Raw genomic sequence first — 13,366 nt, 5'->3', positions numbered from 1 at the left:
CTTGGCCTCCGACTTTGGTGCTATCAATGGAAGAATTAAATGAAAATATAACAATTATTGAAGGTGAAAGAAAAAAACATACAAAAGCTTCTGAAGAGTATATCCATGTATTGTTTAGATATGATAATGGGTCTTGGGAAGGATGGATTCCATTAGAATATAGGAGAACTGGGATTTCAATTAAACCTGGTGAGGAGATTGCTTACCTTAACAAAATTTATCCTGAATTAAATCCCATAAATTATTCTGACTGGTTAGATAAACAAAAAAAATATTGGGATACTGAAAAACCAAAAGCTAATACAACAAGAGAATTTTTTGATAGTTTAATTAAAGGTGGTTGGCAATGTGTTGATTGCACGCTTCCAAAAAATAGAAATTGGGCTAGAAGAATTCAAGATATAAAAGAATTTGGATATACTCTTTCTACAGATACAAAAAGGTATTGTCCACATTGTGATAGTAATACTACACATATCTTGTTGGTGCCTCTTGAAAGAGCTACTCTTGGGGGAAATGGATATGAAACATGGTCTCCTAAATTAAGAAAAAGGATAATTAATGTGTTAGGTAATATTGACATTTATGAAAACAAAAATTGTCGTGCTTGTCTTCCTGATCATAAATTTTCTGAAATTCGCTGGGATGAAGATACAAAAGCTGAAAATCCAGATTCCATGACTGATGAAGAAATTAAAAGTAAATTTCAATTACTAACAAATCAAAGAAATCAAGAGAAGAGAGAAGTCTGTAGAACTTGTTATCAAACAGGAAAGAGAGGTGTTGCATTTGGCATACCTTATTTTTATAAAGGGGATGAAAATTGGGATATTGAAATACCTAAAAAAGGAAAGGATGCAGAACGCGGATGTGAAGGTTGTGCATGGTATGATTTTGCAGAATGGAGAAAACATTTGTTAGATGTTATAGAAAACAATAAATGAAAAATATTTAGTAATTAGGTGGATTTAATGAATATAAAAACAGTGGGAAGTGTATGTTCTGGGATAGAAGCTGCATCTGTTGCATGGGAACCATTAGGTTTAAATTTTGAATGGTTTTCTGAAATTGATGAATTTCCTTCAAAAATTTTAGAAGAAAGATATCCTGATAAGGTGAATGTGGGGGATATGAATGACATCCCTGACAAAATAATTGATAAATCCATATCTTCCCCTGATTTAATTTGTGGTGGAACTCCTTGTCAAGCGTTTTCACTTGCAGGACTAAAAAAAGGTTTAACTGATGATAGAGGAAATTTAACCTTAAAATTTGTAGATATTATTGAATCAAATGACAAAATTAGGCGAAACAATAATCTTGATAAAACAATAGTTTTTTGGGAAAATGTAGAAGGAGTTTTATCAGATAAGACAAATGCATTTGGTTGTTTAGTTTCATCTTTAGCAGGACTTGATGAAATAATTCCAAGAAAAAAATGGCCAAATGCTGGCATAATCTATGGTCCTTGTCGTAATGTGGCATGGCGTGTTTTAGATGCAAAATATTTTGGATTGCCTCAACAACGTAGAAGATTATATCTTCTTGCAGGTGGAAAAACATTTCATCCAGAAAATGTTCTATTTGAATTACATGAAAATAACTTCCCAGATTATCCTAAGGTACCATTAACATTTACAAAAGATGGGCATAACTATGAAATATTTAGGGAATATACAGACTGTTTATATTCTGCCTATGGTACCAAATGGAATGGTAATGCAGCTGCAAGAAATGGATCATTATTTGTAGTTCAAGATGATAGAATAAGGAGATTGTCCCCATTAGAAACTGAACGTTTAATGGGATTTCCAGATAATTATACTGATGTTAATACAGGTCGTAGGTCAAATAGGACTAGTCGCTATAAAGCTACTGGCAATTCATGGGTTGTTCCAGTAATTAAATGGTTTGGTGAACGTTTAATTGATCAAAATAAATGTGAATTAGATTTAAATCCAGATTCTTTTTCAAATAGAAATTGTAAAAAAATGGATGATTCAACTTTAGTTTTATTAGATAAAGAATTAACTACTTTAGTTTCGGGCGAAACTATTAATTGTTCATCAATTCCTGAAAAGGTTGTATTTGGAACTATGGAAGATATTGTTTCCCCAAATGCACCAGAAAAAATTTATCTTTCTCCTGTTGGATGTTATGGTATTGTTCGTAGAGCTGAAGAACGCAATGCTAAAATTAACCCTAGACTTAAAGAAGTTTTGTTATCTATTTCCTCTGAAATGGAATATGAAGAAATTGAAAAAAAATCAAGAGTGCAAAAAAGAGGGGCCTTTTCTCAAAAAATATCAGAAAATAAAAAAGCATCTAATCAAACAGTATTATTTGATTTTAATGAAAAATAATAATATTAAACTATCCTTACCATATATTTCTTATTTGTGTTGATTTAAATGGCAGACAAGTTTAACAAAGAAACTCGCAGTTATATTATGTCACGAATCAGAGGTAAAGACACCAAACCTGAAATCCTTGTTCGCAGTTATCTTTTCTCAAGAGGTTTACGCTTCAGGAAGAATGATAAAAGATATCCTGGGAGTCCTGATGTTGTTCTTCCTAAATATAATACTGTTGTATTTGTTCATGGATGCTTTTGGCATCTCCATAAAGGTTGCAAATATGCTAAAATGCCTAAATCCAATTTGGACTACTGGAAACCAAAACTCTATGGGAACAGAGATCGTGATGAACGCAACCAGAAGGAACTTGAAGCAATGGGTTGGAAGGTCATCACCGTGTGGGAATGTGAATTGAAAAAGGATAAAGTTGAACAGACACTTGAGAATTTATATAATCAAATAACATCTGAATGATTATATGCTATTTTTACAATTATATAAATATTGCTTTAACCCCATAAAATTCCAAATACAAATCAATTTTTACCTAGTTCCATATATAAAGACTTATATGCTAGTTAAATCAATCATTACTTATGTCTGAATTAAATATTGGTATATTAAAAGAAATACTGGCAAATGTGCCTGATGAGTATATCATTGGGTTTAGTGGTGAAACTTTTTATCATTCAATCAATAAGGTTGAGATCGATGTTGATGATGAGATGGTTGTGCTCAAATAGAGATGGTGTGCAATTAACATGACTGGGTCAGTGAAGTTGCAGCGATTATTGATGTTAAAGATTGTAAAAAAGTTGCTTTTTTAGTCGGTACATGTATGTATTGATTAATATGTATGATTATTGTCACCTGTTTTATTATGGTTAAAGTTAGGCATGAGTATATGTATAATCTTATTATTATCTTTAATAATGTAATGGTGAATATGAAAGAATAAGTGGGGGCTAAAATTTATATGTTGTTTACATATTTTTTTCTATTAAATCCATCACAATGTCTTCTGTAACTTCTTGTTCTGCATATTGTCTATTTTCCATTACTTCTGTAATAATTTTTGTTTTAAGTACTGTTGTTTCTTCTTCATTCCATAGTCCCAATTCATCCATTTTTTTGTCAAGTAAGTCAAATATTTCTGCATGTTTCTGTATTCGATTATCTAAATCTTCATGGTAATTGGTTACTTTTATTATTAAATCAGGATTTCTTTTCATTTTGAATATGGCTCTTTTAATTATTTTGGTCAGTTCCTCTGTTGTAGGGTTGAAATTTGGATTATTAGATGCTATTTCGTAGGTTAATTCTTGGATTGTTAGGAGTTCTGCTTGATTAAATGTTCTTAATCGTTTTCCTAATTCTGAATTATATATTGCTTCTCTTTCTTCGTCATTTAAACTAAATGTAAATTTATTCACTTCTAATTCATCTAATAGTGCTTCATCTTCATCTACTTTGGATAAAAATTTCTCAGTTTCTTGATCCCATTTCTCTAATTTTTCAGGTGTCATATTTTCAAATTCATCATCAATTTCAGCAGAAATATCATTTAATGAATCGATATTAATGTCACTTGATATTTTTGGTTTTGTAAAAAACCATAAGATACTATTTATAGTACTTTTAGTTTCTATGTTCTGTGGTTCATTATTGTTAAGATGCTTTAATTGTCTGTCCATTTCTTTTAATCTTTCAGATAAATTGCCTACAGTATTGTTTAAAGTAGTGTGGCTTTCTTTTAAACTTTTTATTTCTTCTTCTTGTTGTTTTATTATTGTATCTTTCTCTTCTATTTGTTCCTGCATTTCTGCGTAGTTTTCATCTGTTAGTGTGTGAGTTTTGTATTTCTCATAAATGGTTAGTTTTCTTACTTCCTTTGTGTATTTGTCTCTGACTTTTTTTGGATCTTGTTTAAAGTATGCTCTGACTGTAGGGTCAAATTTCTTCCCTTGAATCATATGCACAAGTTTTCCATTGTCGATTATATTTGCATTTAATCTTCTTAATTGGTGGCAGGTGAACCTTCGTTGGCGGTTATTATTTACCCATCCCCAGTTGTTTGTGTCATTTACATGTTGGAATGCATTAATCAAGCTTTTTCTTGAATAGTCGAATACTTTATCATCTAGAGTTAATTGGTCCCTTGTTTTGAGATAATTGATAATATATTGATTTGCCTCAGGTGTAATGCAGGTATAATAATCTCTTTTCTTTTTTGTTCTAACTAAGTGAAAAACAGGTATAAATTCCATATTGCCTTCCATTTTTTCTAATGCTTTTTGTATGTCTGTTGTTTCACCATGACACTCCTTAGTACCGAGAATATACTCTTCAACACTGAGAGTTCTTGCTTCTTTTGAAGATGAGCCGCTTGTCAGGCAGAAAAGGAATAATGCACGGTTTTTTATTGATGTAGTTGTTTCTAAGGCCCTTTTAACATCATCTAATGTTGGAATTTCATCAAATGTTAATTCTGGCTCATATGGATAATTTGCCTTTGGTAGTTTTGGAATTTCAATGTCATTTATAACATAAAAATAAGTGATATCTGACATTTTTGTCCTGATTGTGGAATTGGCGTAATTTTTGGATAAATGTTTACGATATTCAATTAACCTCTTTTTTATCTTCCTTTTTGATAATCTAACATTACTTTCCTCTTCTTCATCAGCTTCTTGAATTAACTCTTCAATAGTCATATTATAATAATCACAATATCCAGTTAAACTAGTAAGGTATCCTCCGATGGTAGATTCATTTTCAAGATTGAGGGAATCAATAAAATCTTTAAAGATATCTGAATCTTCTATATGTTTACGTATTTCTGGATTGATATCTAATGACCGATTATTTTCAATAAGAGATATACCATTTAACCTATAGAATGATCGTACTACCTTCACACGACGATCTGCGGTTTTTTCTACATAACCTTCATCCCTAAGAAAATCTTTAAAAACATCTAATCTTTTATGAACATTTCTTTCAGCTAAAGGTATATTAGATTTTTCTTCATTCTGTGCTTCATCCAGTAATTTATCAAAAGATTCATTTTGCGAACAACAATAAGATGCTAGAGCTCCATAATATTTATATTTTGTATCCTTGGATAGTTCTTCTTTTGTAATATAATCATTTAGAGGTTTGTAATTCTTCATTAGATTATAATATTTTTGGTATTGCTCTTGATCACTGACCATTAATCTCTTACTTACCATAATACCTTATTTGAGTTTCATGGTATATAAATTATATGGATACTGACCATAGTATCATTCTACGATGAGATGAGACGGACAATTATAGAGATTCGAATGGGTCGTAATTTCGAGGATGCATGGCGGGCGATGAGTAAACGCTTAAAGTCAAGGGAGTTGGAGCGAATTTTTGGAATTATTTTGGATGGGAGAAAAAGCGGATCCAGTATGTCTGGTGTTTTAATGGATGTTTCTGATGACTTGAGGGATTTGCTTGCATTGAAACGTGATAGAAAATCATCTGTAATGATGTCTGTAATGTTTTTATTGATATCTGCAGTGATTGCAACGCCATTTGCCATTGGAATGGTTGGGGTTTATTCAGATTTCATGCAAAGTTATGGGATGGAATCTGAGATTATTTTAACGGCACCATTGGCTGGTGAGATATACTTAATAATCCACTCTGTTCTTGTTGGATTTATAATTAGCCTAATAATGTATGGTGAGATTAAAAAAGGAATTAAGTTTTCATTGCCTCTTGCAGCGGCATCATTTGGAATTTTTTATTTCATTTCAACCTTTGGAGCATCATTGTTTATGGGGGGATTCTAATGGACAATAAAGGCCAAACATCAGCAGAATTCATTTTGCTGTTTGGGGGGATTATGGTTGTTGTTCTGCTGGTTATTTACATGTACAATAATTATATAAATGACTTGAGTGGTGAAATGGCATCAAATGAAGTTAAAGAATTTAACTCGCAGTTGGATGCTTTAGGCAAATATTTTAAATAATTCTTAACTAAATATTATCTAGGTGATATCATGGACATGCTGATAGGTGGAAAACACATCTCAAGTGAGGATTTGGAGGAAGTAAAAAATCCCTATAATGGTGAAGTAATTGACACCATACCAATTGCACACTTACAAACTGCACAACTGGCAATTGATGAAGCGAATAACGCTAAAGATTCTATACAAGAAATGTCTGCTTTCAAAGTTTCAAATAAATTGTTTAATGTTTGTGAAAAACTTAAAAACAATAGACAATCACTGGCAGAGCTACTAACTTTGGAAGTTGGAAAGCCAATCAATGAATCTCTAGTCGAGCTTGACAGGTCAATTGAAACATTAAAACTTGCAGCAGAAGAAGCTAAAAGGATTTATGGTGAAAGCGTACCGCTGGATGCAGGTTTAAACGGAAAAGGATTTTTTGCATTCACTCAAAGAGTCCCATTGGGTGTTGTTGCGGCAATCACACCTTTCAATTATCCGCTCAATTTAACAATTCACAAAATCGCCCCGGCCATTGCATGTAAAAACACGGTAATTATAAAACCACCTACGGAAGCACCATTAACAGTAATGAAATTTGCAGAAATTGTAAATGAAGAATTTCCGGATGGCGTAATCAACACTGTGACAGGTTATGGCTCAGAAGTTGGAGACTACTTGGTAACCTCCACAGATATTAACAAAATATCCTTCACGGGCAGCATCACAACTGGTTTGATGATATCCCAAAAAGCAGGAATGAAAAAAGTTACTTTGGAACTTGGTGGAAATGATCCGTTAATTGTTCTGAAAGATGCAGACATTGCTAAGGCAGTTAAAGGGGTCATAAACGGAGCATTTTTAAATGCAGGCCAAGTGTGTATGGGTGTTAAAAGAATTATTATTGAAGATGAAATAGCAAATGAATTCGCACAAAAGCTAGTTGAAGAAACTGAAAAACTTGTCATGGGAAATCCTTTAGATGAAAAAACTACTTTAGGCACATTAATAAGTGAAAATGCGGCAATCCAGGTTGAAGAAACTGTTAACAATGCTGTTGGTGATGGTGCTAAAATATTAACTGGCGGGGTTCGTGATGGTGCATTTTACGAAGCGACAGTTATTGATAATGTCACACCAGACATGGATTTGGTTGTAAGAGAAACATTCGGTCCCGTTGCACCAATAATTCGTGTTAACTCTTTGGATGAAGCTATTGATGTTGCAAATGATACGGAGTATGGTCTTCAGGCAGGAGTATTTACGAATGATTATTCATCCGCGATGAGGTGTGCTCAAGAGATTGAGGCAGGAACAGTATTTGTCAATAAACAATCTACTTTCAGGACAGATAATATGCCATTTGGTGGCTTTAAGAGTAGTGGAGTTGGAAAAGAAGGAATAAAATATTCTGTTGAAGAAATGACAAAATCTAAATTAATTGGATTGAATTTAAGATAGGATTCTATCTTAATATCCTTTTACGCCAGGCATTAACACTAATTTCATCAGTTATGTTTCTCAGGTTATGTACATTGGTTTCTTACTCTGAGCATTAAAAAAATTTCTGCAAGCAAATTGAGTTTCTTCTGAATTGGAAGGATTTTCATATTTACATAATGAAGTTTATACATAAATCCATTGTTGAATGTTTCATCATCTACATGAATGTTTAAAAGTAATGAATGGTCTTCTTCTCCGATTAAATCACAGTATAATTCCAATTCAAAATCTCCTTGTGGGAAAGTCTTTTTTAGATATTGTTTTGTTTTATCAAGGAGTTCTAATAAGTTTTCATGTTTTTTAATAAAACAATAAATTTTTTTGGCTTTAGTTAATTCATAAATTATTTTAAATAATTTTCAACAAGGTTGCGTGTTTCATTTAAAGATTCCATAGGGATTCCTTTTGGCATGGCGCCAAGTTCGCCGTCAACATCTTTAAGGATACTTCCATCCATTCCAAGAAACATTCCTTCACTTACAATATCGCTGAATGATTGTGGCGGAAGCAGGGATACGCCTACTTTATTTTCATCTTTAACATTTAAATCGTTGGTAACAACTGTAATGGCTCTTTTTCCAAGATTAACATTGCAAATTAGGAGTTTGTCATTTTTTGGGTGTTTGGTAACGCTCATCACTTCTCCTACTTTAATGTCAATTCCCATAATTGGATCATTGATCGGACCTAATGCAAGTCTGTCTTTCAGTCCTATGATTGTATCGAGGAAAAATCTTACTTTCGCTATGTTTTCTTGGGTTTTTTCCCTCTCTTCTTTTGGAGCGTTGTTTAGGAATTTTTTATTCCAGTCATCTCCGCCTAAGTATTCGATAATCTTCAGCGCTTTTTCTTTTAGTGTTGTGACATCGGGAGAGTTTACCAATTCATCTCCTTCTAAGTAAGAATAGATTAATGATTGAAAATCGCTGTTCATTTGTTTTCCCATTTCAACTGCTTGTTTTTTATTCCAACTTCCTCTAAATGAAGCTGTTGGAATGAGATTGAGATAGTTTTCTCTTGCCTTACTTGCTACTAAAATTCTATAATCTTTAGTTGTATCCCACAATTTAACGTCTCCTTGTATTCTAAATATAGTTTAATTTAACCTATTTTATAAATTTTTTCTTATTTCTTCAAAAATAGGCGGTTTTTAACTACTTTTAAAAACAAAAACTATTTATATTAACAATAAAATAATTTTATACATATTTAATTTAATTTAATTATTATTACTTGTGGTGTAATCATGGTAAAAGTTTCAAAAATACGCAGTTTAGATATATATACAAACACTGGTCATTACGTAGGGCGTGTTGAAGATGTTGTTCTTAATATTAGATTAGGGATTGTTTCAAAATTGCAAGTCAGGGCTATTGAGCAAGAAAGGAAACCTGCAGGGTTTGTGAATTCATTTTTAGGAAGTATTCGTGGAGAAGTGCCTGAAGAAAATAATATGAGATCCTTCCAAAATGATTTGTTAACAGTTGACTTTGATAAAGTTCAAGCTATTGGAGATATTATGTTAATCAACCCTAGGGATATTAAAAAAGTAGCTCCTGAACCTCAAATCCCTGAAGTAGCTCCAGAACAACCTGAAACTCAACCACAAAACGAAACTCAAGTTCAATTTGATGCTGAAAGATTATAAACAATCTTTCAAAAATTCTTTTTTTATTTTATTCTTATTAAAAATTTAATTTTCCAGTGATTTTTATGAAAGTAGGTATTATTGGCTGTGGAGCAATCGCTAACATTATTACAACAAGCATTGTTTCTGAAAATAATGATATTGACATAGCATATTTCTTTGACAAGGATATTGAAAGAGCAGAAAATTTAGCATCTCTTGCGGGAGGGGTGGCGGCACTTGATTTTGATGATATGGTTGATAATGTTGATTTAGTACTTGAATGCGCTTCACCGGATTCCGTTAAACATTTTGCACCGAAGGTCTTAAAAAAAGGTCGTGACATGATTGTCATGAGTATCGGTGCATTCATGGACATTGATTTTTATCAGGAAGTTGAAAAAATAGCTAAAGATAATAATGCTAAAGTTCATCTTCCATCCGGGGCTATTGTAGGTTTGGATGGGATAAAAGCTGTTGCTAAATTCGGTTTAAAAGAAGTAAATCTTGTTACTCGCAAATCCCCTAAATCTCTTGGTAAGGACATTGATAAAGAAGAGGTTTTATTTGAAGGCAAGGCTTCCGAAGCTGTAAAGGAATTTCCATTAAACATTAATGTTGCTGCAACCATTAGTATAGCCTGTCAAAGGGATATTGATGTAAGGATTATCGTAGACCCTAATGTTGACAGGAATGTTCATGAAATCACAGCAAAAGGGGACTTTGGCGAATTCAAAACAACCACCATGAACTATCCTTGTGCGGCTAATCCAAAAACTAGTATGTTGGCGGCACTTTCAGCAATTAGATTGCTTAAAAGTTTTAATGAAACCATTTGTGTGGGAATGTAATGAAAGAATACGAAGTTTATTCAACTTTGAAAGTTCCAAAAAACTCTAAAATAATTGTTAGATTGGATGGCAGAAGTTTTCATAATCTTGCAAAGGACTTAAATTTAGTTAAACCTTATGATGAGAATTTTTATAGGGTCATGGCAAATGTTTGTGAAGATTTGTTCAAGGAATTTTCACCATCCCTAGTTTACACTTTTTCAGATGAAATAAGCTTATTAATGGATAAAATTCCTTTTGATGGCCGTATTGAAAAAATTGATTCCGTAATGGCTAGTTTTACAGCCAGTTCATTTGTAATGCACTATGGTGTTGATTTTAAAAAGCCCCCTGCTTTTGACTCTAGAGTTATTCCAATTTCTGATGATGATGCCCTGAGATATTTTAGGTGGAGGCAGGAGGAATCCTGGAAAAATTGCATTGCATCACATGGCATCTCTTTCCTGAAATCCAACTATTCAAATAATGAAGCCAATGATAAAATAAATGGGCTTAGTTCTAGTGAAATACATGAATTGTTATACCAAAACGGCATTAATTTGAATGATGTTGAAACTTATAAAAAAAGAGGGATTGCAGTATATAGAAGAAATAAAAAAGTTGAGGGATTCAATAAAAAAGAAAATAAAAATCAAGTTTCATATAGGTCTTATGTTTATGTGGACTGGGAAGTTCCAAAATTCAATAAAGAATTTTTTGAAAATTTAATTGGGTGAGCAAATGGGGTTTCTTTCAAAAATTTTCAGCAATGATGAAGAATTTAGTGAAGTCAGAGTTGATAGGGAAGTCTTGGACTCTGTAATATATTATGCTAAGAAAGCGTATCCAATGGAATTTTTAGCTTTTTTTGATGGGGAGATAATCGATAATATTCTTTATATCACTGGATTATTCTTTATTCCAGGTGAAACTTGTGAAACTGGTGCTGTTGTTCACACAGATTTGATTCCGATGACTACAAAATATTGGGGTTCTGTTCATTCACATCCGGGACCAAGTGCAAGCCCCTCTGAAGCAGATTTAAAAACATTTTCAAGAAACGGATATTTTCACATGATTGTATGTCTTCCATATTCTTTAGAGACTTTTAAGGCATATGACAGATATGGCAATCCTCAGAATTACACAATTGGAGATTATGGCTATTTGGTTGAAGATGATAGTGATGAATTTTTTGATGAGGACGACATTTTAAAAGATAGTGACGAATTCAAACCGGGACTTCTGGATGAAGCTGATGATGAATTTTTCAAAACTGATGATACTTTTGTTGATCACTATAGGGAATTTGAGGAAAATCAGCTAAATGCTAAAAATCATGTAATGAGAATCGAGCTTAACCCTGACGGGTCTGTTAAAAGGATAGTTAGGGAATTTAAAAAATAATCTTTTTAAAAAAAGAAGGAAAAATAAAAAAAACAATATGGTGAAAATTGTTTTTTTATTTATAGTTCAAGTCCAATAGCTTCATAAACATTGTCTAAAAGTTGGAGCTCTTTGATTACATCTTTTGGAATTTCTTTGTCTAATGTTAAAATCATGATGGCTCTTCCACCTTTTTCATCTCTTCCAACTTGCATAATTCCGATGTTTATGTCATGTTCACCTAATTTGGTCCCGATTTTTCCAATGCTTCCAGGAACATCTTCGTATTTTGCAATGAACATGTGGCCTTTTGGAATAACATCGACCCAGTAATCATTTACTTTTAGAATTCTTGATTCGTGCAATATTGTTCCTTCAGCGGAGAATATGTCATCTTGGCTTTTAGCAATGACTTTGATTAATGAATCATATCCTTTAGCATTGTCTTTTCTTCCTTCAGTAATGCTTATGCCTCTGTCTTTAGCAACAAGGGAAGCGTTAACTGCATTAACCGGTGAGCTTAAGAACGGATTTACCGCACCTTGAATTACAGTTCTTGATAATATCTCCAAGTTATCGATTTCAGCTAGTTCTCCGCTGTAAATAATTTCAATTTCTTTAATTTTACCGTTCACGCCTTGAGATATGAAACTGCCTAATTTTTCACATAATTCTAAGTATGGGGATACTTCCTGATATGTTTTGTGATCAATACGAGGCATGTTTAATACATTTCTAGGAGTTCCTCCTTTGAATAAATCAATGATTTCATCAGCTACGATAATGGCAGCATCTCTTTGGGCTTCTTTGGTTGAAGCCGCAATATGAGGAGTCAATACGATGTTGTCAAGTTCAAATAATTTTGAATCTTCAGCTGGAGGTTCTTCTTCATAAACGTCTAATGCAGCTCCACCAATTTTATTGTTAACTAAAGCATCGTATAATGCATCTTCATCGATAATTCCACCACGGGCACAGTTGGTAATGAATGCTGTGTCTTTCATGATTTCAAATTGTTCGGTGGAAATTAAGTGTTTAGTTTCGGGGGTGAGTGGCACGTGAATTGTAATGAAGTCAGCATTTTTAAGAACGGTTTCCAAATCAGTTAATTCAACGCCCATTTGTTTAGCGACTTCTTCCGGTAAATATGGGTCGTATGCCATAGCTTCCATTTCAAATGCTTTGCATCTGTTTACAACTTGTGAACCAATTCTACCCATTCCGATTACACCGAGGGTTTTGTTTCTAAGTTCCACACCCATGAATCTTTTCTTTTCCCATTTTCCTTCTTTAACAGATTTATCTGCAATAGATAATTTGCGGGCAAGAGTAAGTAGTAATCCCATTGTGTGTTCTGCTACAGTAATTGAAGTGGATTCTGGTGAGTTTACAACCATAATACCTTTTTCGGTTGCAGCATCTAAATCGATGTTGTCTACTCCGACTCCGGCCCTTGCGATAATTTTCATATTGTCTGCTTTTTGGATTATGTCAGCAGTGAGTTTTGTTCTACTTCTAACTACAATTCCATGATATTCATGGATGGTATTTGCCAATTCTTCAGGAGTGATGCTGGTGTCGACAACAACCTCAGCAACTTCCTTTAAATTTTCAATACCTTTCTCATTAATTGCATCTGCAATAAGTACTTTCATATTTTCAGCATTTAATA

General features: G+C 32.9%; 15 protein-coding genes. 11 read left to right on the top strand and 4 right to left on the bottom strand.

Translation table 11 applies throughout. The features are described 5' to 3' along the window. Positions 1-26: 26 nt before the first annotated feature. The 4 genes from ACKI4K_RS07920 to ACKI4K_RS07905 all read left to right on the top strand — a co-directional run bounded on the left by ACKI4K_RS07920 (position 27) and on the right by ACKI4K_RS07905 (position 3,100). Positions 27-944, top strand: coding sequence for a hypothetical protein (locus tag ACKI4K_RS07920; RefSeq protein WP_407423957.1), 918 nt, complete (start codon positions 27-29; stop codon positions 942-944). Positions 945-971: 27 nt separating this feature from the next. Beyond that, positions 972-2,363: a DNA cytosine methyltransferase gene (locus ACKI4K_RS07915; protein WP_407423955.1), complete on the top strand. Its 1,392-nt coding sequence runs from the start codon at positions 972-974 to the stop codon at positions 2,361-2,363. Positions 2,364-2,411: 48 nt separating this feature from the next. After that, complete coding sequence (locus ACKI4K_RS07910) at positions 2,412-2,831, top strand: very short patch repair endonuclease (protein WP_407423953.1); 420 nt, start codon at positions 2,412-2,414, stop codon at positions 2,829-2,831. Between the two features lie 122 nt (positions 2,832-2,953). After that, a complete protein-coding gene (locus ACKI4K_RS07905; protein ID WP_407423951.1) occupies positions 2,954-3,100 on the top strand; it encodes a hypothetical protein in 147 nt (48 codons plus the stop codon). Between the two features lie 240 nt (positions 3,101-3,340). Here ACKI4K_RS07905 and ACKI4K_RS07900 read toward each other — a convergent pair whose 3' ends face one another. Continuing rightward, on the bottom strand, positions 3,341-5,590 hold the full coding sequence (locus ACKI4K_RS07900) for a hypothetical protein (protein WP_407423949.1): 2,250 nt from the start codon (positions 5,588-5,590) through the stop codon (positions 3,341-3,343). A gap of 69 nt (positions 5,591-5,659) precedes the next feature. Between ACKI4K_RS07900 and ACKI4K_RS07895 the strand changes: the two genes are divergently transcribed. Genes ACKI4K_RS07895 through ACKI4K_RS07885 form a run of 3 tightly spaced genes read left to right on the top strand, consistent with a single transcriptional unit; the run spans position 5,660 to position 7,809 of the window. After that, positions 5,660-6,184: a type II secretion system F family protein gene (locus ACKI4K_RS07895; protein ID WP_407423948.1), complete on the top strand. Its 525-nt coding sequence runs from the start codon at positions 5,660-5,662 to the stop codon at positions 6,182-6,184. Beyond that, the gene (locus tag ACKI4K_RS07890; RefSeq protein ID WP_407423946.1) at positions 6,184-6,366 is read left to right on the top strand and encodes a class III signal peptide-containing protein; all 183 of its coding nucleotides are present in this window, start codon (positions 6,184-6,186) and stop codon (positions 6,364-6,366) included. The genes ACKI4K_RS07895 and ACKI4K_RS07890 overlap by 1 nt, the downstream gene beginning before the upstream one ends. A 30-nt stretch (positions 6,367-6,396) precedes the next feature. Further along, positions 6,397-7,809, top strand: a complete 1,413-nt coding sequence (locus tag ACKI4K_RS07885) for a lactaldehyde dehydrogenase (protein WP_407423944.1) — start codon at positions 6,397-6,399, stop codon at positions 7,807-7,809. Between the two features lie 65 nt (positions 7,810-7,874). Here the strand turns inward: ACKI4K_RS07885 and ACKI4K_RS07880 are convergent, their stop codons facing one another. After that, the gene (locus tag ACKI4K_RS07880; protein ID WP_407423942.1) at positions 7,875-8,072 is read right to left on the bottom strand and encodes a hypothetical protein; all 198 of its coding nucleotides are present in this window, start codon (positions 8,070-8,072) and stop codon (positions 7,875-7,877) included. A gap of 122 nt (positions 8,073-8,194) precedes the next feature. Next, on the bottom strand, positions 8,195-8,917 hold the full coding sequence (locus ACKI4K_RS07875; protein WP_407423940.1) for a tRNA-binding protein: 723 nt from the start codon (positions 8,915-8,917) through the stop codon (positions 8,195-8,197). 180 nt (positions 8,918-9,097) lie between these two features. On the opposite strand from ACKI4K_RS07875, the gene ACKI4K_RS07870 reads away from it, so the two are divergent. The 4 genes from ACKI4K_RS07870 (at position 9,098) to ACKI4K_RS07855 (ending at position 11,715) form a co-directional block, all read left to right on the top strand. Then, entirely contained in the window at positions 9,098-9,499 is a 402-nt protein-coding gene (locus ACKI4K_RS07870; protein ID WP_407423938.1) for a PRC-barrel domain-containing protein, read from the top strand. 65 nt (positions 9,500-9,564) lie between these two features. Continuing rightward, a complete protein-coding gene (locus tag ACKI4K_RS07865) occupies positions 9,565-10,329 on the top strand; it encodes an aspartate dehydrogenase (RefSeq protein ID WP_407423937.1) in 765 nt (254 codons plus the stop codon). Continuing rightward, positions 10,329-11,045, top strand: coding sequence for a tRNA(His) guanylyltransferase Thg1 family protein (locus tag ACKI4K_RS07860; protein WP_407423935.1), 717 nt, complete (start codon positions 10,329-10,331; stop codon positions 11,043-11,045). Before ACKI4K_RS07865 ends, ACKI4K_RS07860 begins: the two co-directional genes overlap by 1 nt. A gap of 4 nt (positions 11,046-11,049) precedes the next feature. After that, positions 11,050-11,715 carry a Mov34/MPN/PAD-1 family protein gene (locus tag ACKI4K_RS07855; protein WP_407423934.1) on the top strand — a complete coding sequence of 222 codons (666 nt, stop codon included), beginning with the start codon at positions 11,050-11,052 and terminating at the stop codon, positions 11,713-11,715. A 59-nt stretch (positions 11,716-11,774) separates the two neighbouring features. Here the strand turns inward: ACKI4K_RS07855 and serA are convergent, their stop codons facing one another. Next, complete coding sequence (gene serA, locus ACKI4K_RS07850) at positions 11,775-13,349, bottom strand: phosphoglycerate dehydrogenase (protein WP_407423959.1); 1,575 nt, start codon at positions 13,347-13,349, stop codon at positions 11,775-11,777. Positions 13,350-13,366 lie beyond the last annotated feature (17 nt).

This window comes from Methanobrevibacter sp. (assembly GCF_045644645.1).
Taxonomy (GTDB): domain Archaea; phylum Methanobacteriota; class Methanobacteria; order Methanobacteriales; family Methanobacteriaceae; genus Methanocatella.
The sequence above is the reverse complement of the archived record's forward strand: the minus strand, read 5'-3'. Positions and strand labels throughout refer to the sequence as shown.